General features: G+C 73.0%; 22 protein-coding genes and 1 pseudogene. 13 read left to right on the top strand and 10 right to left on the bottom strand.

Features of this window, described 5'->3' with window-relative positions:
- The first annotated feature begins 105 nt into the window (after positions 1–105).
- Together otnK and otnC are read left to right on the top strand one after the other, a co-directional pair.
- Positions 106–1,338, top strand: coding sequence for a 3-oxo-tetronate kinase (otnK, locus tag ACGFIM_RS23260; protein WP_393203458.1), 1,233 nt, complete (start codon positions 106–108; stop codon positions 1,336–1,338).
- Entirely contained in the window at positions 1,335–1,973 is a 639-nt protein-coding gene (otnC, locus tag ACGFIM_RS23255) for a 3-oxo-tetronate 4-phosphate decarboxylase (RefSeq protein WP_393203456.1), read from the top strand. The genes otnK and otnC overlap by 4 nt, the downstream gene beginning before the upstream one ends.
- A 57-nt stretch (positions 1,974–2,030) precedes the next feature.
- On the opposite strand, the gene ACGFIM_RS23250 is transcribed toward otnC, so the two are convergent.
- Positions 2,031–4,832, bottom strand: a complete 2,802-nt coding sequence (locus ACGFIM_RS23250; RefSeq protein WP_393203454.1) for an AAA family ATPase — start codon at positions 4,830–4,832, stop codon at positions 2,031–2,033.
- 102 nt (positions 4,833–4,934) lie between these two features.
- On the opposite strand from ACGFIM_RS23250, the gene ACGFIM_RS23245 reads away from it, so the two are divergent.
- Together ACGFIM_RS23245 and ACGFIM_RS23240 are read left to right on the top strand one after the other, a co-directional pair.
- Positions 4,935–5,549 (top strand): LysE family translocator, encoded by a 615-nt coding sequence (locus tag ACGFIM_RS23245; protein ID WP_393203452.1) that lies wholly within the window; start codon positions 4,935–4,937, stop codon positions 5,547–5,549.
- Between the two features lie 5 nt (positions 5,550–5,554).
- On the top strand, positions 5,555–6,118 hold the full coding sequence (locus tag ACGFIM_RS23240) for a TetR/AcrR family transcriptional regulator (RefSeq protein WP_393203450.1): 564 nt from the start codon (positions 5,555–5,557) through the stop codon (positions 6,116–6,118).
- A gap of 22 nt (positions 6,119–6,140) precedes the next feature.
- Here ACGFIM_RS23240 and ACGFIM_RS23235 read toward each other — a convergent pair whose 3' ends face one another.
- The 4 genes from ACGFIM_RS23235 to ACGFIM_RS23220 all read right to left on the bottom strand — a co-directional run bounded on the left by ACGFIM_RS23235 (position 6,141) and on the right by ACGFIM_RS23220 (position 10,449).
- Positions 6,141–7,337: a hypothetical protein gene (locus tag ACGFIM_RS23235; RefSeq protein WP_393203449.1), complete on the bottom strand. Its 1,197-nt coding sequence runs from the start codon at positions 7,335–7,337 to the stop codon at positions 6,141–6,143.
- A 9-nt stretch (positions 7,338–7,346) separates the two neighbouring features.
- Entirely contained in the window at positions 7,347–7,727 is a 381-nt protein-coding gene (locus ACGFIM_RS23230; protein ID WP_393203447.1) for a RidA family protein, read from the bottom strand.
- A gap of 9 nt (positions 7,728–7,736) precedes the next feature.
- Positions 7,737–8,813, bottom strand: a complete 1,077-nt coding sequence (locus ACGFIM_RS23225; RefSeq protein WP_393203445.1) for an alanine racemase — start codon at positions 8,811–8,813, stop codon at positions 7,737–7,739.
- A gap of 109 nt (positions 8,814–8,922) precedes the next feature.
- Positions 8,923–10,449 (bottom strand): amidohydrolase family protein, encoded by a 1,527-nt coding sequence (locus ACGFIM_RS23220; RefSeq protein ID WP_393203443.1) that lies wholly within the window; start codon positions 10,447–10,449, stop codon positions 8,923–8,925.
- A gap of 180 nt (positions 10,450–10,629) precedes the next feature.
- Here ACGFIM_RS23220 and ACGFIM_RS23215 point away from each other — a divergent pair, with 180 nt between their 5' ends.
- The 3 genes from ACGFIM_RS23215 (at position 10,630) to ACGFIM_RS23205 (ending at position 12,913) form a co-directional block, all read left to right on the top strand.
- The gene (locus ACGFIM_RS23215) at positions 10,630–11,484 is read left to right on the top strand and encodes an arylamine N-acetyltransferase (RefSeq protein ID WP_393203441.1); all 855 of its coding nucleotides are present in this window, start codon (positions 10,630–10,632) and stop codon (positions 11,482–11,484) included.
- A 39-nt stretch (positions 11,485–11,523) separates the two neighbouring features.
- Entirely contained in the window at positions 11,524–12,591 is a 1,068-nt protein-coding gene (locus tag ACGFIM_RS23210) for a protein kinase (RefSeq protein ID WP_393203439.1), read from the top strand.
- 127 nt (positions 12,592–12,718) lie between these two features.
- Positions 12,719–12,913 (top strand): hypothetical protein, encoded by a 195-nt coding sequence (locus ACGFIM_RS23205; protein ID WP_393203437.1) that lies wholly within the window; start codon positions 12,719–12,721, stop codon positions 12,911–12,913.
- 49 nt (positions 12,914–12,962) lie between these two features.
- Here ACGFIM_RS23205 and ACGFIM_RS23200 read toward each other — a convergent pair whose 3' ends face one another.
- Positions 12,963–13,280, bottom strand: a complete 318-nt coding sequence (locus tag ACGFIM_RS23200) for a DUF3817 domain-containing protein (RefSeq protein ID WP_393203435.1) — start codon at positions 13,278–13,280, stop codon at positions 12,963–12,965.
- 2 nt (positions 13,281–13,282) lie between these two features.
- Entirely contained in the window at positions 13,283–14,068 is a 786-nt protein-coding gene (locus ACGFIM_RS23195; protein ID WP_393203433.1) for an SURF1 family protein, read from the bottom strand.
- Between the two features lie 105 nt (positions 14,069–14,173).
- Here ACGFIM_RS23195 and ACGFIM_RS23190 point away from each other — a divergent pair, with 105 nt between their 5' ends.
- Both ACGFIM_RS23190 and ACGFIM_RS23185 read left to right on the top strand, forming a co-directional pair.
- Positions 14,174–14,347, top strand: a complete 174-nt coding sequence (locus ACGFIM_RS23190; protein ID WP_364060449.1) for a hypothetical protein — start codon at positions 14,174–14,176, stop codon at positions 14,345–14,347.
- Positions 14,348–14,566: 219 nt separating this feature from the next.
- Entirely contained in the window at positions 14,567–15,070 is a 504-nt protein-coding gene (locus ACGFIM_RS23185; protein ID WP_393203431.1) for a hypothetical protein, read from the top strand.
- A gap of 2 nt (positions 15,071–15,072) precedes the next feature.
- Here ACGFIM_RS23185 and ggt read toward each other — a convergent pair whose 3' ends face one another.
- Entirely contained in the window at positions 15,073–16,851 is a 1,779-nt protein-coding gene (ggt, locus tag ACGFIM_RS23180; protein WP_393203429.1) for a gamma-glutamyltransferase, read from the bottom strand.
- Between the two features lie 94 nt (positions 16,852–16,945).
- On the opposite strand from ggt, the gene ACGFIM_RS23175 reads away from it, so the two are divergent.
- Complete coding sequence (locus ACGFIM_RS23175; RefSeq protein ID WP_393203427.1) at positions 16,946–18,049, top strand: sensor histidine kinase; 1,104 nt, start codon at positions 16,946–16,948, stop codon at positions 18,047–18,049.
- Positions 18,046–18,693: a response regulator gene (locus tag ACGFIM_RS23170; RefSeq protein ID WP_393203425.1), complete on the top strand. Its 648-nt coding sequence runs from the start codon at positions 18,046–18,048 to the stop codon at positions 18,691–18,693. The genes ACGFIM_RS23175 and ACGFIM_RS23170 overlap by 4 nt, the downstream gene beginning before the upstream one ends.
- A 4-nt stretch (positions 18,694–18,697) precedes the next feature.
- Here ACGFIM_RS23170 and ACGFIM_RS23165 read toward each other — a convergent pair whose 3' ends face one another.
- Positions 18,698–19,195, bottom strand: a complete 498-nt coding sequence (locus tag ACGFIM_RS23165; protein ID WP_393204172.1) for a hypothetical protein — start codon at positions 19,193–19,195, stop codon at positions 18,698–18,700.
- A gap of 9 nt (positions 19,196–19,204) precedes the next feature.
- Positions 19,205–20,097, bottom strand: a pseudogene (locus ACGFIM_RS23160) (FAD-dependent monooxygenase); the annotation flags it as partial.
- A gap of 94 nt (positions 20,098–20,191) precedes the next feature.
- On the opposite strand from ACGFIM_RS23160, the gene ACGFIM_RS23155 reads away from it, so the two are divergent.
- Complete coding sequence (locus tag ACGFIM_RS23155) at positions 20,192–20,395, top strand: hypothetical protein (protein ID WP_393203423.1); 204 nt, start codon at positions 20,192–20,194, stop codon at positions 20,393–20,395.
- An 8-nt stretch (positions 20,396–20,403) separates the two neighbouring features.
- A complete protein-coding gene (locus tag ACGFIM_RS23150) occupies positions 20,404–20,862 on the top strand; it encodes a Clp protease N-terminal domain-containing protein (RefSeq protein ID WP_393203422.1) in 459 nt (152 codons plus the stop codon).
- The last annotated feature ends 34 nt before the right edge of the window (positions 20,863–20,896 follow it).

Below are 20,896 nucleotides of genomic sequence, written 5' to 3'. Positions count from 1 at the left end.
GACCAGGCACCTCCGGAGGACTTCCGCCCCGTCGTCGCTGATCCACTTTTGCGCCGATAACGTCGGTTTCATGTTCGACCACCTCCCCCGCACCGAGAGGCGTCCATGATCGGTGCCATCGCCGACGACTTCACCGGCGCCACCGACGTGGCCGTGGCCATGCGCCGCCGTGGCCTGCGTACCGTCCTGTACTTCGGGCTGCCGCCCCAGGGCACCGAGCCGCCCGAGCACGACGTCGTCGTGATCGCGCTCAAGACCCGTACGATCCCCAAGGCCGACGCCGTGGCGCGCACGCTGCGCGCGCTGCGGTGGCTGCGGGCGCACGGCGCGGCGCAGCAGGTCTACTTCAAGTACTGCTCGACGTTCGACTCCACCCGCGACGGCAACATCGGCCCGGTGCTCGACGCGCTGGCGGACGCCATGGAGGTGCCGCTGGTCGCGATGACGCCGAGCTCTCCCGAGCACGGCCGCACGCAGTACAACGGCTACCTGTTCGTCGGCGACGTGCTGCTGGGCGAGTCGCACATGCGGCATCACCCGCTGACGCCGATGACCGACTCGTACCTGCCGCGGCTGCTGGAGGCGCAGAGCGCCTACCGGGCAGGGGTGGTGACGCTCGACCAGGTCCGCGGGCACGTGGTCGAACAGCGGCTGGCCGAGCTGCGCGAGCACGGCGTGCGGTACGCGTTCGTGGACGCGCTGGACGACTCCGACCTGGAGGTGTCGGGGCGGGCGCTGGCGGGGGCGCGGCTGGTGGCGGGCGCGGCGGGGCTGGCCGGCGGGCTGGCGGCGGCGCACGCGCGCACCGGCGGCGGCGAGCCGCCCGCGCCCGAGCCCTCCGGGGTGGCCGCGGTGCTCGCGGGGAGCTGCTCGGCCCGTACGCTGGAGCAGGTCGCGGCCATGATCGAGGCGGGCAGGCCGGCGTACCGGCTGGACCCGCTGACCGACCGCGACCCGGTCTCGCTGGCCCGCACCGCCCTGGCCTGGTACGACCGCCTGCCGCCCGGCTCGGGGGCGCCCCTCATCTACTCCTCGCTCGAACCGGCGGCGCTGCGCCGCGTCCAGCAGATCCTCGGCGCGGAACGCTCCGCCACGATCATGGAGCACGCGCTCGGCGACATCGCGCGCGGCCTGGTGGAGCGGGGCGTCACCCGGGTGATCTCGGCGGGCGGCGAGACCTCGGGCGCGATCGTCAGCGCGCTCGGCGTGCCGGGCGGCGTGATCGGCGCGGAGGCGGCGCGCGGCGTTCCGTGGATTCACACCCCTGACGGCCTGTCGCTGCTGCTCAAGTCCGGCAACTTCGGCGGGCCCGACCTGCTGGTGGAGGCGTCGCGATGATCTCTGCCGACCATGCCGGGCAGCGGCGGGAGATCATCGCCGCCGCACGCTCCCTGTTCGCACGCGGCCTCACCCACGGCAGCACCGGCAACCTGTCCGTGCGGGTGGGCGACCGCGTGCTCGTCACCCCGACCGGCTCCAGCCTGGGCACGGTCGAGGCCGCCGACCTGTCGCTGATCGACCTGTCGGGCGCGCACGTGGCCGGGCCCAAGCCGTCGAAGGAGGCGTTCCTGCACGCCGCGCTCCTGCGGGCCAGGCCCGAGGCGGGCGCGGTGGTGCACACGCACTCCACGTACGCCGCCGCCGTGTCCTGCATGGACGGGCTGGACCCCGACGACGCGCTGCCGCCGCTGACCGCGTACTTCGCGATGCGGGTCGGGCGGCTGCCGCTGCTGCCCTACTACGCGCCGGGCGATCCCGCGCTCGGCCCGGCCGCCGAGGAGAAGGCGCGCACGCACCGGGCGCTGCTGCTGAGCAACCACGGACCGATCGTCGCGGGCACGACGCTCGGCGCGGCCATGGACGCCGTGGAGGAGCTGGAGGAGACGGCCAAGCTCTTCCTCATCCTGCGCGGCCTGCCCACCCGCCCGCTCACCCCGGAGCAGCGCGAAGCCCTCGCCGATCCGCGCGGCTGACCGTCCACGGCCGGCCTGCTCCTCATCGCGGAGCCGGCCGGCCCGGCGTGCGCCGGGTCAGGGCAGCAAACCGAAGCGGCGGGCGGTAGCGGCGGCCTGGGTGCGGGTGGAGACGCCGAGCTTGCCGAGGATGTTGGAGACGTGGACGCTCACCGTCTTCTGTGCGATGAACAGCCGCTCGGCGATCTCCCTGTTGGTCAGCCCCTCGGCGACCAGCCGCAGCACCTCGGCCTCCCGCGCGGTCAGCCGCCCCTCGACCGGCTCGGCGGCCGCACCCGTGCCGGGCTCACCCCTGCCCGGCTCGCCTGTGCGGGAGCCACCGGCGGTGACGCCGAAGCGGGCGCGGCGCCCGAAGTCGAGCAGCGCCTTCTCCAGCGGCGCGGCCCGCAGCTTGCCCGCGACCTCCCTGGCGGTCTCCCACTCCGCCTGGGCGGCCTCGCGGTCGCCCGCCGCGAGCAGCGCCTCGGCCAGCCGCCAGCGGGCGCGCGCGGCCTCGTACACGAAGCCGTAGCCGAACGCCTCGACGACCTTGCGGCACAGCTCGACGTCGAGCCGCCCGTGGACGCGGTGCCACTCGGCCTCGACGCGCAGCGCCCACGCCCGCCCCTCGGGGCCGAGGTGCCCGCCGTCGCCGGTGGGGCCGTGCTCGGCGGCCAGCCTGGCCTGGGCGCGCAGCTCGTCGGCGCCCTCGGTGATGCCCAGGTCGGCCAGCGCCCACAGCCCGGTGGCGGCGATGCGGACGTTGCCGGACTCGCCGGGCTGCTGCGCCGCGAGAACCGCGCGGACGTGGTCGAGGGCGGTGGCGGGGTCGCCGTTCCACAGCGCGTGCTCGGCGGCCAGGCCCCGCGACATGTAGGAGGCGAGCGCGTCGGACCAGAACGGCCGCAGCCAGCTCAGCCGCGACTCGACCGCGGGCAGGCCCCGCGCCACCTCGATGAACAGCGCGAACGACGACAGGATGGCCTCGGGGACGGTGCCGACCCTGGCGCCGAACCCGGCCGCCATGGCCTCGGCGGCGTCCCACTCGCCGGCGACGTAGTGGATGAGGAAGCGCAGGAAGCGCAGGTCGGTGCCGTACGTGCTCCACATGAGCCCGGTCTGGGACGCCAGGCGGATGCCGTCGTCGGCGACCTCGGCGGCGTGTTGGAGCACGCCCTGCTCGTAGTGGATGCGGGCGTGGTGGAAGCGGGCCCGCAGGTCCATGGCGAGGTCGCCGGTGGGCCCCGCCATGGCCTGATCGATCAGGTCGTGAGCCCGGCGCATGTCACCGGCAACCTCGGCGTAGACGGCCAGCGTGAGCATGGCCCCGACCTCGGCGTCCCGGGCCCCGGCCGTGCGGGCGATCTCCAGCGCCCGGGTTGCCAGCTCCTCGGCCTCGTGGTGGCGCGGGCTCCACAGCAGCGTGCGGGCGTAGGTGGCCATGGCGCGGGCGAGCGTCGCGGGCTCGCGCGCGCTGTCGACGGCGCGCTCGGCCACCTCCATCGCGGCGGCCTCGTCATCCATCTCGTAGAGGTAGTAGGCGAGCCGCTCGCTCACCTCGGACGTCTGCGGCAGCACGCGGAGCTGCGCCACCGCGCGGTGCTTGTCGCCGCTGTCGGCCGCCATGACCGCGCTGCGGAACGCCAGCTCCACGCGGCTCTCCCCGGCCAGCCGCTCGGCGTCGTCGACCCGCTCCCACAGCGACAGCGCGCGGTCGTAGTGGCGGTGGGCCTCGGCGGGCGCGCCGACCCGCTCGGCCGCCCTGCCCGCCTCGACGGAGGCCGCCAGCGCGCCCGGCAGGTCGTGGCCGGCCAGATGGTGGTGCGCCAGCTCGGCGGGCGAGGTGAGCAGGCGGGCGAAGGCGGCGTGCAGGCGGGTGCGCTCGCCCGGCAGCAGGTCGTTGTAGACGGCCTCCTGGAGCAGCGCGTGGCGGAAGGCGTAGCCGTGGCCGCGCACCTTGAGCAGGCCGCGCGAGACGATCTCCCTGACCGCCTCCTCGAACTCGGCGAGCGGCAGCCCCGACACCTCGCGCAGCAGCTCGTCCTCCACCCTGTGCCCGGCCACGGCGGCGGCGCGCAGCACCCGCTGACCGGCCTCGGACAGCACCTCGACCCGCGACAGCAGCAGCCCGGCCAGCTCGTCGGGCAGGTCGTCGCCCTCGGCCATGGCGGCGAAGAGCTCTTCGGCGTAGAACGGGTTGCCGTCGGCGCGGGAGACGATGAGCCCGAGGCTCTGGGCGTCGATCTCGCCCAGCGTGGCGACGTAGTCGGCCATCTCGCCGTCGTCGAGCGGCCCGAGCTCCACGCTCGTCACCGTGGGCAGGCGCCTCAGCTCGGCGAGGACGGGCCTGAGCGGGTGGCGCCGGTGCAGGTCGTCGGTGCGGTACGTGCCGACCACGCAGACCCGCTCGCTCTGCAGCATGCGGCTGAGGAAGACCAGCAGGTCACGGGTGGACCGGTCGGCCCAGTGCAGGTCTTCGATGACGAACAGCACCGGCTGCACGTCCGCCAGCAGCCCGAGCAGTGAGCCGAACAGCCGCTGCTGGGTGAGCCCGGTGGCGGGCGCGCTCTCCGTGCCGGGCAGCAGCTGGCCCAGCATGGGGTGGGCGGCGGCGGCCTCGCGCACGGCCGGCTCCGCGCCGCGCAGCGCGTCGGCCAGCGGGAGGTACGGCAGCGCGTCGCCCAGCTCGGCGCACTGGCCGACCAGGACGCGGAAGCCGCGCGAACGGGCCTCGGCGACCAGCTCGGCGGCCAGCCGGGTCTTGCCGATGCCGGCGTCGCCGCCGATGAGCGCCACGCCCGCCACGCCATCGGCGGCCGATCCGAGCGCCCGCAGCAGTCCGGCCAGCTCAGCGGCTCGCCCGACGAAAAGACCTGTCACGTTTGCAAACTATGCCATCTTCCACCGACAGCCGATTGGTCCACGAAACCGCCCGGCGATTGGCTCTGCTGGCCGGACCAAGCCGGTCCTAGATTGCTCTCCGTGATTGATCCGACGACGTTCGCCGTCTTCGTGACGGTCAGCATCACCGTGGTCCTGATCCCCGGGCCCAACCACCTCTACATCGCCGCGCGCGGGCTCTCCCAGGGGCGGGCGGCCGGCCTCGCCAGCGCGTTCGGGGTGGAGACCGGCACGCTCGTGCACATCGCGGCCGCCGCCGCGGGCCTGTCGTACGCGATCGCGCGGTCCGCCACGCTGTTCGCGATCATCAAGTGGGCGGGCGTCGCGTACCTCGTCTACCTGGGCGTGCGCGCGCTCACCGGCAAGGAGCAGCGGTCCGACGCGCCGGAGCCGCAGCCGCTGCCCCGGGTGTTCCTCGAAGGGCTGCTGGTCAACGTGCTGAACCCCAAGGTGGCGCTGTTCTTCCTGGCGCTCCTGCCGCAGTTCGTGGACCCCCGCGCGGGCTCGCCCGCGCTCCAGGTGGTGGTGCTCGGCCTCACGCTGCTGCTGGTCGGGCTGATCTCCGATGTCGTGTACGCCGTCACCGCCGGCGCGATCGGCCGCCGCCTCACCCGGGCCGCCACACCCATGCGGTACGCCGGCGGCGTCGTCTACCTCGCCCTGGGCGTGCTCACGGCGTTCGCCGCGCGAGAATAGCCTCCATGGCGCCCAGGAAGCAGCGGGAGATCTTCGACGCGACCCTGCGGCTGGTGGCCGAGCGGGGCTACGACGGGCTGACCGTCGAGGGGGTCGCCGAGCGCTCCGGCGTCAACAAGACCACGATCTACCGCTGGTGGCCGTCGAAGGCGGCGCTGCTCGGGGCGGCGCTGGTGGAGTCCGACGTGCTGGGGTTCGCCGTGCCCGACACGGGGAGCCTGCGCGGCGACCTGATCGCGCTGGTGGAGAACGTACGACGGCTGCTGACCGAGCCGCCGGGCAGCGACATCGCGGTGGCCGCGCTCGCCGCCGCCGTCCGGCACCCGGAGCTGGACGGGCGGCGGTTCTTCGCCGACCGCTTCGCCAAGGAGCGGGAGATCTTCGAGCGGGCCGCGCGCAGGGGCGAGCCGGCCGCCTCCGCCGACCCGATGCTGATCATGGACCTGCTCGCCGGGGCGGTGTGGATGCGGGCGGTGCTGCGCGGCATGAAGGTCGGCGACGACTTCGCCGCCGAGGCCGTCTCCCTGGTCCTCGACGGCGCGCGGGCCGAAGATCCCGGAGCCCGCTGAGCGCCTCGGCCGCGCCCGCGCGTCAGCGGGCCTCGGACAGGGCGGCCGGGATGCGGTCGAGCACCGGGTACGGCACCAGCCCGTACGCGTAGAAGTCGAGGGCCATCGCCCCTGCCGCCTTCGCGCCGCGTGCCTTGGCCACCAGCCGGTCGGTGGAGTCGCTGTCGGGATGCCCCGGCCGCAGCACCGCGCGCACCTCGCGGTCCTTGCCCACCGAGCGCAGGTAGGCGGCGACGTCGTCGGCCACCCGCGCCGCGTCGCGGGCGTACGCGAGCACCCCGAACGCGGGCACGAGGTCGCCGAGCGCCACCAGGTCGACGCCGAACTGCCAGGCGTCGTGGGCGGCCAGGCCGGGGGTGGGCAGGCCGTCGGCGTACCCCTTGACCGCCCCGGTGGAGTCGATGAAGACCAGCTTCGAGCCCTCGCCGGCCACCGCCGAGGCCACCTCGGAGACCAGCGTGGTGACGGTCTCGGAGCGGGCACGGGCGTAGGCCACCACGTCGGGCCCCGCGTACGCGGTCAGCGCCGCCCGCGTCACCTCGCCCTGCGCGGGCGGGTCGCCGTCGAAGACGCCGCCCACGATGCGGGCGCACTCCTCGCGCGCCACCTCGGCGTCCACGCCGAGGTCGGTGGCCCGGCGCATGCAGTAGTCGCAGAAGCACAGGCCGAACAGGTAGGCGTCCATGGGCCCGAGCGGCACGAAGGAGCGCTGCGGCTTCAGCGGCCTGAAGTGCAGCGACTCGGCGACCACGCTGTCGGCGCCGAGCCTGGCCACCGCCCTGGCCAGCGCCACCGCGTACGCGCGCACGTCGGGGTGCGCGGGGCACAGGTCGGCGAGCGAGCCGCGGTCGCCGAAGCAGTCGCGCACGGTCACGTCCGGATGCTCGGTGCCGAGCGTGGCGTTGCGCAGGAAGACCGTCCAGGCGTGCAGCTTCAGCGACCGCTGCGCGCACGCCTCGGCGAGCCCGTCGAACGCGTCGGTGTGGCCGGGGACGGGCCGCAGCCGCAGCCCGTCGAACAGCTCGGGCGGCGGCGTGAAGTGGGCGCCGTCGTGGCGCACGGTCAGCCGGGACAGCCCGTGGGGGGTGACGTCGCGGGAGGCGTGGTGGACGGCGCCGACGGTGACGCCGGACACGCCGTAGCCGCTGATCCTGTCGAGCACCCGCTCGACGCCCTCGCCGCGCAGGTCCTCGACGAAGGCGTACACCGAACTGTCCACAGCCGCACCTCAGGCGCTCTTGTGCGCGACGAAGTCGATCTCGACGAGGATGTCCATCAGCTCGGAGCCCACGGTGGTGCGCACCGGGTAGGGCGGGGTGAAGTAGGACTTGTAGACCTCGTTGTAGGCGGCGAAGTCGCGCTTGACGTGCTGGAGGTGCACGGTGGCCTTGATGACGTCGTCGTAGCCGAGGCCGTGGGCGGCAAGGATGGCGCCGAGGTTGCGCATCACCTGGTGGGTCTGGGTGGCGACGTCGTCGCCGACGATTTCGCCGGTGTGGGGGTCGAGCGGGCCCATGCCGGAGGTGAAGACGAAGTCGCCGACCACGAGCCCTTGGGAGTAGGCGCCGACCGGGGCTGCGCCCTCCGTGGTCTTGAGCTCCTTTTTCACGAGATCTCCCTAGAAATTGGTGCGTATCGTGCCAACGACACGGTAATCCCGGTCCACCAGCGGCAGCACGCGCCACTTGTCGAAGGCCGTGCAGGGGTGGGAGATGCCGAGCGCCAGCAGGTCGCCGGGCTTGAGCCCGCAGGCGCGCACCACGGTGTGCTGGTCCTGCATCTTCAGGATCGTCACGCCGCCCCTGCGGGGGATCGGCAGGCCCTCGTCGTAGGGGGCGTCGCGCTTGCCCATGCCGACGATCGCGAGGTCAGGCTCGGGCGTGGACAGCACGTGCGCCCACACCTCCAGCGCCGGGCGCAGCTCGCCCTCCATGCGGTTGAACGGCGTGCGCTCGCGGTAGAAGCCGTCGTCGTGGGTGACGTACGCGCCGCTGCGCAGCAGGATGCGGGCCTGGGTGGCGACCAGCTCGCGGCCGATCACGTCGAACCACTGGCTGCCGCCGACGGTCAGGATGGGGCGCTTGAGCCGGACGTACTCGACGGCCTCCTGGAGCGCGGCCAGATATTTCCGGACCTCTTCCGCGCTCTTCAGCCCGCCCTCGTAGCCCGCCACCCCGGCCAGCTCGACGCCGGGCGTGCGCTGCGCGTACGCGGCCACCTCCAGCAGCCGCTCCAGCGAGCGGCAGCCGGCCCGCCCGCCCTCGTGGCCCAGCTCCACCAGCACCGGGAACGGCCGCGCGCCCGCGTGCCGGGCGAGGATGTCGATGACCGCCTCGGAGTCGGCGAAGCTCAGCAGCGCGAACGCGGGGTCGCGGTCCAGCTCGGCCGCCGCCCAGGCCAGCCCCGCGGGATCGACCACCTGGTTGGCCACCATGACGCGGCCCGCCCCGAAGCCCCTGACGATCTTCGCCTGCTTCAGCGTCGCCACCGTGAGCCCCCACGCCCCCGCGGCGAGCTGCATCGCGGCGATCTCCGGCGACATGTGCGTCTTGGCGTGCGGGGCCAGCTCCATACCGTGATCGCGGACGAACGCGGCCATCGTGGCGACGTTGTGCTCCAGCGCGTCGCGGTGCACCAGCATCGCGGGAAACTCCAGGCCGCCGTCGAAGACCGACTGACCGAGGATCGCCGGCACCACACCCCCTTCGTCCGCGTCCGACCCTATCCCAACGCCTGTCATCCCAACGCCTGTCCCGGCCGCGCGCTCACGGACCGCTCGGTCCCCGCACGCTCCCGCCGCGTGCTCACGGCCGCAGCGCCCGGCCCGGGGTGGCACCGGTCAGCTCGCCGCGCGCCAGCACCGGCACGCCCGACACCAGCACGTCGTCCACGCCCTCGGCGAGCGTACGCGGCGCCGGGTACGTCGCGAGGTCGGCCACCGTATCCGGGTCGAAGACCACCACGTCGGCGGCGCAGCCCTGCCGCAGCAGCCCCCGGTCGAGCAGGCCGAAGCGGCGCGCCGGATGGGCCGACAGGTGCGTCACCGCCTGCTCCCACGTCCAGTCGCCCAGCTCCCTGACGTGCCGGCCGAGGAACCTCGCGAACGCGCCGTAACCGCGCGGATGGGGGTGGCCGCCCACGTAGATGCCGTCGGAGCCGCCGGTCTGCGAGGGGTGGCGCAGCATCCTGCGTACCGACTCCTCCCCCTGCGGACCCTCGTCGGGACGGGCCGAGACCACGCCCGCCTCCAGCCGCGTCTCCACCAGCAGCCGGCGGCAGAACTCCGCGGGCGTCATCTCCGCGCGCTCGGCCGCCGCGACCATGGTCAGGCCCTCGGCCCACTCCAGGCCGGGCGCGTGCGAGACGGTCAGGCGCGGCCAGACCGCCTCCAGCGTCGGCCACCAGTCGTCGAGCACGCCCGAACCGATCATCTCGATCGCCGCGTCCGGCTCCGCGCCGGGCACCTGCGGCGGCAGCACGACCATCGCGAGGATCGTGTTGCCGCGCAGGTAGGGGTAGGTGTCGAAGGTCAGGTCCACGCCCGCGGCGAGCGCCCGCTCCACCAGCGGCAGCAGCACGTCGGCGGGGCCGTGCAGGTGGGAGACGTGCACGGCGGCACCCGACCGCTCGGCGATCTCCATCACCTCGGTCATCCCGGCCTCGGCGCGCTCGCCGTAGGCGCGCATGTGGGTGACGTACGGCAGCCCGCCCAGCGGGGCGCACAGCGCCGCCAGCTCCGCCGCGTCGGCGTAGCGGCCGGGCAGGTATTCGAGGCCGCTCGACAGGCCCACCGCGCCCTCCGACAGGCCGCGCTCGACGCGGCGCACCATCTCGTCGAGGTCGCCGGGCGCGGCGCGGTCAGGCGACGGGCCCATGACGTCGTAGCGGATCGTGCCGTGCGGCAGCAGGTACGCGGTGTTCAGCGCCACCGCCCGGTCATAGCCGTCGAGCAGCTCGCGCACGCTCAGCGGACCGTCGGTCAGCGCGCCGTTGACGGCGGCGAAGTAACGCGCGGCGTAGGCCACGGTCGCCGCCGAGCCGGGCGCGAACGACAGCCCGTCCTGGCCCAGCACGAACGTCGTCACGCCCTGCCGCAGCGCCGCCCGCTGCACCGCCTTGTCGAACACGGCGGCGTCGCCGTGGGCGTGGCAGTCGACGAACCCCGGCGCGACGAACCGCCCGGTCGCGTCGATCACCGTGCCGGCCCCGGCCGGATCGATCCTGCCGATCGCCGCGATGCGATCACCCGTGATCGCCACGTCCGCGCGGAACGGCGGGGCGCCCGTGCCGTCGAGCACCCGGCCGCCGCTGATCACTACGTCGAAGGTCACTCCAGGATTCAATCAGAGCCGCCCCTGCGAGTGCGTTCGGCGAGGCGGCGCAGCAGGAGGTGAATCCCGGCGACGGGCTCGCGCATGCTGAACGGCTCGGCGAGGTGGCGACGAAAGCCTGGGAGCGGGCTGTACAGACGACACTGCCGAAGTCGTGCGCAATCCGTGCAGAATTGCGGGATGGACACCACCGCTTATCTCTCCCGCCTTGGCCTGCCCTCCTTACTGGGCGCCCCTCCGAGCGCCGCGAACCTGCGGGCGCTGCACGCCGCGCACGTCGAGCGGGTGGCGTACGAGGCCTTGGAGATCTGGCTCGGACGGCGCACGACCGTCGATCCCGAGGAGTCGGCGGCGCGCATCCTCAAGGGGCGGGGCGGCTACTGCTACCACCTCAACGGCGCGTTCTCGGCGCTGCTGCGCTCGCTGGGCTACGACGTGACGCGGCACGTCGGCGGGGTGCAGATGCGCGACGGCGAGCCGGGGATCACCGGCAACCACCTGGTGCTGACCGTGCGCGGGCTGCCGTCGGAGGACAATCCGGGCGGCGAGTGGCTGGTCGACGTGGGGCTGGGCGACGCGTTGCACGAGCCGTTGCCGCTGGTGGAGGGCACCTATCGGCAGGGACCTTTCACGTACGGGCTGCGCCGCTCGGAAGTGGCGCCCGGCGGCTGGCGGCTTGACCACGACCCGAGCGGTTCGTTCCTGGGCATGGACTTCGCCCCCGACCCTGCGGAGATGTCGGCTTTCGCGGATATGCACGAACATTTGACGACGTCTCCAGATTCGGGGTTCGTGCGGGTGGCGGTGGTGCAGCGGCGCGACGCGTACGGGGTGGACTGCCTGCGCGGGCTGCGCCTGACCCGCTACGGCAACACGTCGCTGGCAGTGACGCTCGACTCGGCGCGCGACTACTTCGCGGCGCTCAACGACATCTTCGGGCTGCCGCTCGACGACGTGAGCGCGGCGGAGAAGGAGGCGCTATGGAGCAAGGTGCACGCGGCGCAGGAGGCCTGGCTGGCGGCCAGGACCTCGTGATGGCCGGGCCCTGTCAGTGGCGCTATGGTGCACGTAGACATGGGTGAGACCAGGAAGCTCAACGGTCGCTACCGCCTGCTCAATCCGCTCGGCTCGGGCTCGCTGCGCCTGGCCTTCGACGAGGCGGAGCACCGCGACGTGGCGGTCAGGCAGTTACGGGTGCCACCGGAGTTGCGGGAGTCCGCCCTGTTCGAGGCGCGCAGGGCGAGCGGGCTGCACCACCCCTTCGTGGTACGGGTGCTCGACGTGCTGATCGAGGACGGCGTGCCGTGGCTGGTCATGGAGTTCGTCTCCGGCACGTCGCTCGAGCAGGTGGTGCGATCGCAGCGTCCGCTGCCCATCGCCCAGGCGGCCAGGGTGGGCGTGTGCCTGCTGTCGGCGCTGAGCGCCGCCCACGCGGCCGGCATCGTGCACGGCCGGGTCGATCCGGGCAACGTGCTGCTCACGACGACGGGCCGGGCGCTGCTGAGCGGGTTCGGCTATCCGAGCCTGAGCATGCTGCCGTCGGCCGACCTGTGGTCACTGGCGGCCACGCTGCACTTCGCGGTGGAGGGCCGCCCGCCGGGGCAGGTGCCCGCCGAGGGCGCGGACCCGTTCAGGTCGCTGCTGCGGGCCATGCTGCACCCGTCGGGGCCGCCGCCGATGGAGGTGGTGCGCGAGACTCTGGAACGGCTCGCGGTCGACCGCCCGCTCGACGCCGTGATCGAGGCGTCGGGGCCGCTGCCGCCCGCCCAGGTGGCGGCGATCGGGCTCGACGTGCTGGAGCGGCTCGCGGCGTGGAACGAGTTCCACGGCGGGGTGCAGCCGGGCAACGTGCTCATCGACGACTCGGGCAGGGCACGGCTGATGCCGTTGCTGCGGGCGGGAACGCTCCCGGCGTTCTCGGCGCCCGAGGGCGCGGCGACGCAGGCGGCGGATCTGTGGTCGCTGGGGGCCACGCTCTTCGCCGCCGTCGAGGGCACGCCGCCCTCGCCCGGTGCGCCGCTGAAGCACGCGGGACCCCTGGCTCCGGTGCTGTACCGGCTGCTCAAGGGCAACCCGTTGGAACGTCCCACTGTGGACGAGCTCCGGGCCGATCTGCAGAAGATCGCCGGCGCCGGCCCATGATGCCCGTTGCGCAACGATTGAGATACATCGCGAGACGGAACCAAGCCGCCTGGTTCATCCGTTGGACAGGCGACGCAGAATGTGGGATGAGGCGGAGCGCGCGCTCCGCGTTCGGAGGGTTTCGAGGATGTCGCCAGTCCAGAAGTATCTGATCGGCGCGGGCGCCGCGGTCCTGATCGCCTGGCTGCTGCCGCTGCCGGGGTGGGTCGCCCTGCTGGTCCTCCTCGGCGTGATCGCCGCCCCGGTGGTGGGCTACTTGATGCTCGACCCGTCGCAGCGCGAGCGCCTCAAGAGGGCCCGCAGGCGCGGCATCGGCCGCTAGAAGCCGCCCGGAAGCATCGCCGCACGGCGGAGGCGCCCCTTACGGGGACTCAGCCCGCCTCCGCCGCCGCGCCCAGCTCGTTCTCCACCCGCCTGGTCACCCTGCGCTCGACGTAGAAGGACAGGAACGGCACCGTGCCGCCGAGCATGACGCCCAGCAGGTACGGCCACGACCAGCGCGCCTTCATGCCCAGGTTCATGGCCGCGACGAGATAGATCATGTAGAGGCCGCCGTGGATGGGGGCGACGATCTTCGACATCGCCTCCTGGCCGAAGCCGTAGCGCAGGACCATGCCGACGCAGAGCACGAGCAGCATGACGCCCACGACGTAGGCGAGCACCCGGAAGGGCTTGAGAGCCGATTCCACCGTTAACCTTCCAGAACCATTTCAGGGGACGACGTGCGGCGGTCCCGATCGCTTCGCACCGCGTCGCGGACGAAGTGGAACCACATGAAGACAGCGAATCCCGCGAAGATCCACCAGTTGGCGGCATAAGCCAGGTTACGCCAGGTCAGCTCTCCCCCGACGACGGGCGGCCGGACCTTGACCTGAGCGAGCGGGCCCGAGGGCGGCTGCGCCACGACGAAGCCGGTGCGGACCTTCTGCCCCTGCCACAGGTTGATCAGCTCTCCGGTGGAGACGGTCTGCACCTGGCCGGGCGGCAGCCCTTCGGCCCGCCGCTGCACGCTGTCGGTGCCCTGCTGGGGGCGCAGCCGGCCGGACACCGTGACCTTGCCTTCGGGCACGGACTGAACGGCCGGGTCGTCGGCCTTGGCCGTCCAGCCGCGCACGACGGGCATGAGCGTGCCGTCGTCGAGCCGGAGCGGCGTGAGCACCCAGTAGCCGTGGTCGCGCGAGACGTTGCCGCCGGGCGCGTCGACGTCGGCCCGCCGGTCGGCGACCAGGAGCTGCCGGTCCGCCTCGTAGACGCCCTCCGCGGTGACCCTGCGCCCGACGTACTCGCCGTTCATCTGCCCGCCCACCTGGGCGAGCGTGGCGACCGGCACGGCCGCGGGGTCGGCGGCGGCGCGCGGCTTGCCGGAGTCCTGGAACACCCCGAGCTGCCAGCGCCCGAGCAGGATGAACGCGACGAGGACCCCGATGGTCAGCAGGTGCAGCCCGAGGAGCCGGGGCGACAGCAGGGTCCGTAGCATGCATCCAAGCTATCTGCCAGGTCAATCGCTGTCGTCATCAGGATGGCCCAATCGATCCCACCAAAAGCCGCAAACGACGCAGGGGATCACGCTAGGCTGCTGCCCATGTCTGACCAGCACATCGATCCTGCGGGCAACACCCAGGCCTTCCGCGCGTTCGCGAACGCGCGCGAGCAGGAGGCCGCCGCCGAGCCGAAGAAGTCGCCGCTCGTCCCCATCATCGCAGTCGTCGCCGCCATCGTCGTCATCGGCGTCGTCGCGTTCCTGCTGCTGCAGTAAGCAGCCGACTGCATCACCCGCCGCGGAGGCCGTGGCGGGGATTCGTCGTTCCCGTACGCCGGCCCCGCCGGGGCATCCGGCCTCGTTGAATGCGCTGTCCGATGACGGACCTCCAGCTGCAAGCGCATCCTGCTGTCCAGCGACTACCACCCCACGCCGACCAGGCCGGACGTCTCCCTCGTCACGGACGCGATCACCGAGATCAGGCCGCGCTCGATCGTGGACGCCTCGGGGACGGAACACGAAACGGACGCGATCGTCTACGGCACCGGCTTCAAGGTGAGGGACGCGCTCACCGAGCAGCGCATCACCGGCCGCGACGGGGTGAGCATCCAGGAGGCGCGGAAGGACGGCGTCCAGACCCACCTCGGCATCGTCACCGCCGGGTTCCCCAACCTGTTCTTCCTGCTCGGCCCCAACACCGGCCTCGGCCACCACTCGGTCGTCTTCATGATCGAGTCGCAGGTCCGGTACGTGATGGAGTGCCTGCGGCTGCTCTCGCGCACCGGCGCGCAGGCGATGGAGGTGCGGCCGGAGGCGCGGCGCGCCTTCGACGCGCGGCTGCACCGCCGGCTCGACCCGCTGGTCCGGAACGCCGGCGGCTGCCGCTCCTGGTACCTCGACGAGCACGGCGTCAACCGGACGGTCCGGCCGGGCTTCACCTTCGAGTACTGGGCGCGTACGAGGAGGGTGAAGCCCGGCGCGTTCCGGCTCATCCGCTGACGTCAGCGGCGCGTGGAGACCACCATCGCGCTGCCGCCGCCGCGCCTGGTCGGCTCGGCCACCGCCTGGATGCGGCCCCGGCCCAGGAACTCCAGCGCCGTCGCGGCCCCGATCTCGGGGTTCTCCGTGAACGCGTGCCCCATCGACTCCAGCTCCGCCTGGTGCGCGGCCAGGAACGCGGGCTCGGCCTCGGTCCGCTCGGTGTTGCGCTGCGTGGCGCGCGGCGCGGCCAGCGCCTCGGGCAGCGTCATGCCCCAGTCGTAGCGGTTGAGCAGGATCTGCAGCACGGTCGTGATGATCGTGGAGCCGCCGGGCGAGCCGACCGCGAGCACCGGCCTGCCGTCGTCGAACACCAGCGTCGGCGCCATCGACGAGCGCGGCCGCTTGCCGGGGCCGGGCAGGTTCGGATCGCCCGGCGCGGGGCCGAAGGTGAAGTCGGTCAGCTCGTTGTTGAGCAGCACGCCGCGGCCGGGCACCACGATGCCGTTGCCGCCGGTGGACTCGATGGTCAGGTTGTAGGCGACCACGTTGCCCCAGCGGTCGGCCACCACCAGGTGGGTCGTCTCCGGGCCCTCCTTGGCGACCGGGGTGGCGGTGCCGCTCGGCCGGTCGCAGCGGCCGTAGCGGCCGTCGGGATCGCCGGGCGCGGCCGGGTGCGGCATCGCGGTCTGCCCGATCAGGCAGGCGCGCTCCTTGGCGAAGCCGTCCGACAGCAGCTCCTTGAGCGGTACGCGCGGGATGTCGCCGACGTACGCGCCGCGGTCGGCGAAGGCCAGCCGGGACGCCTCCAGGTATTCGTGCAGGCCGACCTGCGGCAGCGCCTCCAGGATGTTGAGCGCCTCGCCGACCGTGGAGCCGCCCGACGACGGCGGCGCCATGCCGTACACCTCCAGGCCCTTGTACGAGACCTTGGTCGGCTCGCGCAGCAGGGCGCGGTAGGCGCGCAGGTCGGACAGCTCCATCAGGCCCGGCCTGACGTTGCGGGTGCTGCCCGGCGTGACCGGGGGCCGCTTGACCGTGGCCACGATCTCCTTGCCCAGCCCGCCGCCGTACAGCCAGCCGGGGCCGCGCTTGCCCAGCTCCCGGTAAGTGTTCGCCAGCTCGGGGTTCTTGAACACCGAGCCGACCGGCGGCGGGGCGCCGTTCGGCAGGTAGAGGCGGGCGGTGGAGGTGAAGTCCTTGAAGCGGTCGGCGTTGGCCGCCGTCTGGTCGTGGAAGGTCTGATCGACCACGAAGCCCTTCGTGGCCACCTCGATGGCCGGCTGGAGCGCCTGCTTGAGCGAGTACGTGCCGAACGTGCGCAGCGCCAGATCCCAGTTCGCCACCGTGCCGGGCACGCCCGCCGACAGGCCGCTGGTGACGGCCTCGTCGAACGGGATGCCCTCCAGCGACGTGGCGGTCATCTTGCGCGGCGCGGTCTCCCTGCCGTCGATGGTGAAGACCTTACGTTTCCCGGCGTCGTAATAGACCATGAAGCCGCCGCCGGTCAGGCCGGCCGAGTACGGCTCGGTGATGCCCAGCACGGCGCCCGCCGCCACGGCGGCGTCGATCGCGTTGCCGCCCTTCTTGAGCACCGATATCGCGGCCTTGGTGGCATCGTGGTCGACGGTCGCGACGGCGCCGCCGTATCCCTCCGCCACGGGCACCTTGCGCGGGTCGTGCCGCTGCTGGAATGCCTGTGGCCGCTGGGGCTGCTGGGGGGTGGATTGTGCCGACGCCGCGGGGGCGGACGTGAGCGACACGAGGACTGCTGCTGCTGCGGAAAAGATCGCACGGCGCATGTTTCCCACGATGACCCAGCTACGCCCGTTGTGGTAGAGGCCGGTCACACATCAGGGTGATGCGCTGGTCAGAAGCTTGACTTAGCGTGGTCTCGTGCGTAGATCCGGCTTCGACCCCTTTCTCGCGCTGATCGTGGCCGTGGCCCAGGCGGTGATCGCCCGGGGCGCCTCCTGGGGGCAGGCCGGCTGGCGCGAGCCGCTCGACGGCCGCGCCTTCGCGCTGCTCGCGATCGGACCGGTGATGGTGCTGCTGCACCGCCGCTTCCCGCTGCTCACCACCCTCGGCGCGCTGGTCGCGAGCAACCTGTTCCTCCACTTCGGCTACGCCTACGGGCCCGCCTTCATCAGCCCGGCCGTCCTGCTGGTCCTCCTGGTCGTACGAGGGCGGAGGGCGCTCGGCTGGGCCATGGCCGGGGTGGCGGTGCTGTCGTACCTCGCCTACGCCTGGTCGATCGGCTCGTCCGACTTCTTCCACAGCGTGTGGGTGCTCACCGCGAACATGCTGCTGATGGTCATCGCCGAGCTGGTCAGGATCGCGAACGAGCGGCGGCGCGAGCGCGAGCGCACCGCCGAGGAGGAGGCCAGGCGGCAGGCCAGTGAGGAACGCCTCACGATGGCGCAGGAGCTGCACGACGTGCTCGCGCACAACATCTCGCTCATCCACGTCCAGGCCAGCACCGCGCTCCACCTCATCGACGACAACCCCGAGCAGGCCCGCACCGCCCTGGCCACCATCAAGACGGCCTCCAAGGAGGTGCTGGGCGAGATGCGCTCGGTGCTCAACGTGCTGCGCGAGGGTGCGCCCCGTTCCCCCACCGCCCACCTCGACCGGCTCGACGAGCTGATCGAGCGCTCCGGGCAGAAGGTGACGCTCGAACGCAACGGCTCCAGGCCGCTGCCGCCGCAGGTGGAGCGGGCGGCGTACCGGATCGTGCAGGAGTCGCTCACCAACGCCGGCAGATACGCACCAGGCGCCGACGTGCGCGTCCTGCTCGACTTCGGCGAGGACGAGCTGCTCATCCGGGTCACCGACACCGGCGCCGCCGGGCCCGCCCCGCTGGCCGGCGAGGGCAGCGGCAACGGCATCCCCGGCATGCGCGAGCGGGCCTCCGCGCTCGGCGGCACCCTCGTCGCCGGCCCGCACGGCGACGGATTCCAGGTCGAGGCCAGGCTGCCCCTACCCAAGGAGAGTTCATGATCAAAGTGCTGCTCGCGGACGACCAGGCGCTGGTCCGCGCGGGTTTCAAGGCGCTGCTCGACGCGCAGCAGGACATGACCGTGGTGGCCGAGGCGTCCGACGGCGCGGAAGCCGTCCGGCTGGCGACCCGGCACCGGCCGGACGTCGTGCTCATGGACATCCGCATGCCCGGCACCGACGGGCTCACCGCCACCCGCCAGATGCCCGAGGGCCCGCGGATCATCATCCTCACCACGTTCGAGCTGGACGAGTACGTCTTCGAGGCGCTGCGCAGCGGCGCCAGCGGCTTCCTCGTCAAGGACACCGAGCCCGCCGACCTCATCCAGGCCGTCAGGGTGGTGGCGGCCGGTGACGCGCTGCTGTCGCCGAGCGTCACCCGCAGGCTCATCGCCGAGTACGCATCCCGCGCCAAGGAGCCCGTCGCCACCGACGGGCTCGACCAGCTCACCGAGCGCGAGCGCGAGGTGCTCGCACTGGTCGGCACCGGGATGACGAACGACGAGATCGCGGCCAAGCTGTTCATGTCGCCCGCGACGGCCAAGACGCACGTGAGCCGGGCCATGATGAAGCTGCACGCCCGCGACCGGGCCCAGCTCGTGGTGATCGCGTACGAGTCGGGCCTGGTCAAGCCGGGCTGGCTGTGAGGGCTCAGACGACGGATTCCGCACGGGTGCCGGCGCGGCCGAACCAGTGCTCCGCCGCCGCCTCGACCCCGTCGGCGCCCGCCCAGGCCACATAGCCGTCCGGGCGGATCAGCAGGGTGTCGGCGGGCGGGTCGTCGCAGGACGCCCTGACCACCCGCACCCAGTCGTCGTCCAGGGCGGCACCGCCGCCCAGGTCGAGCAGCACGGGCCGGGCCTCGCGCATCAGCTCGGCCACTCGCCGCCCGCCGTGCAGCGCCAGGTCGGGCACGAACCGGCCGGCCAGCGGATGCGCGCCCTCACCGCTCGGATAGCGGACGCCCGCGTCGTGCAGCAGGGTCGCCAGGTGGCGGGCCGGGCCCTCGAACGCGAAGACCTCGGCGAGCAGCGCCCGCAGCGCCTCGCCCGTCTCGCCCTCCGCCCTGTCGATGGCGGCCTGCGCCCGGGCCTGTAGCAGCGTCCTGCGCGCGAATTCCCGCCGCTCGCTTTCGTAGGTGTCCAGCACCTCCTCGCTCACCCGCCCGCGCAGCCTGCCCGCGAGCTTCCAGGCGAGGTTGACGGCGTCGGTCATGCCGGCGTTGAGCGCCGAGCCGCCGGCCGGGAACAGGTGGGCCGCATCGCCCGCCAGGAACACCCGGCCGCTGCGGTGCCGCTCGGCCAGCCTGGCCTGGGATGACGTCCCCGACAGCCAGATCGGCTCGCCCAGGGGCAGCTCCCTGCCGAGCACCCGGCGTACGGCGGCCTGGAAGTCCGCCAGGCTCACGGGGCCGTCCTGGCAGGCGCGGCCTTCCCGCACCGCGGCGATGATCGCGCCGTCGCGCAGCGACGTGACCAGCACGCGGCCGTGCGGCCTGCGGTTCCAGCCCGGGTGCAGGCCGGTCGCCTCCATCGCGGCGAACGCCTCGGGGCCCGCGGTGAAGTGGCCGAGCAGCAGGCCCTCCTCGTCGGTCGTGGGGAAGGCGATGCCGGCCTGCTCGCGGACGAGGCTGCCCGCGCCGTCGCAGCCGACCGCGTACGCGGCCCGCAGCTCGCCTGCCGAGGTGCTCAATGTCACCCCCTCGCCGTCCTGGGCGAGCGCGCGCACCTCGCAGCCCCGCCTGATCTCGACTCCCAGCTCGCGCGCCCGCTCGGCGAGCCGCCGTTCCAGCTCCGGCTGCTGGATGAGCAGCAGCCGCAGCGGGATGTCGGCGATGCCGTCGAACCGCAGCGGCACCTCTCCGAACGGGAAACCCGGCGCGCGGCCGGCGTACGGGCTGCCCTCGCTGAAACGCTCCAGCAGCCCTCTGTGGTCGAGCAGCTCGACGATCTGCCCGACAAGGCCGTTGGCCTTGGGCAGGTCGCTCGGCTCGGACCTCTTCTCCAGCACGATCGGCGGGCGCCGGCGAGCCGCAGCTCGCAGGCGAGCATCAGCCCTACGGGGCCCGCTCCCACGATCAGCACATCTACCATGCCTGTCAGGCTAGGTTGACACAATCGTGCGTGTCAAGCTAGCCTGACAAGCGTGGATGTAACAGAGATCGCCGAGCGGATCAGGGCCAACGATCCCGCCATGGGCCTGCGCGCGGTCGGTGCGCTGCACCGGCTGGCCGAGCAGGTGGAGGCGGTGTCCGTGGCGCTCGCCAGGGAGCAGGGCTGGACCTGGGAGCAGATCGGTGACGCGCTCGGCATGTCACGCCAGTCCGTACACGCCAAATACGGCAAGTGAGGAGACCGATGTTCGGCAGAGAGAAGAGCCCGGTGACGATCATCGTCAAAGCGGGCTTCGAGGAGGCGCGCATGCGCGGGGACCGGCGGCTCGGCACCGAGCACCTGTTCCTCGGCCTCCTCCACCACAAGAAGTCCGCGCAGCTGCTCGGCGTCGACCTCGCCGCCGCCAGGGCCGCGCTCGACGAGCTCGACCGGGCGGCCCTGCGCATGCTCGGCCTGGAGGTCGGCGAGCTGCCCCTGACCCCGCGCCATCCGCCCGTTCCGGCCACCATGCTGACCTCGAGCGCCCGCGCGGTGCTGAACAAGTCGGTCAGGGCGCTCCCCGCCCGCGTCAGGAACGCCGAGCTGCCCCGCCACCTGATCCTCGGCCTCCTCGACCAGCCCCGCCCCGACCCGGTCGCCCAGCTGATCGACCAGCTCGGCCTGGACCGCGCCAAACTCCGCACCCGCCTCACGAGCTCCTGACCGGCACCTGGGAGGGCCGCCGCCCCTGCCGCCC

It is taken from the genome of Nonomuraea sp. NPDC049309, assembly GCF_043196965.1.
Taxonomy (GTDB): domain Bacteria; phylum Actinomycetota; class Actinomycetes; order Streptosporangiales; family Streptosporangiaceae; genus Nonomuraea; species Nonomuraea fastidiosa.
Note: the sequence above shows the minus strand (reverse complement) of the source record. Positions and strands in the feature narration are given on the sequence as shown.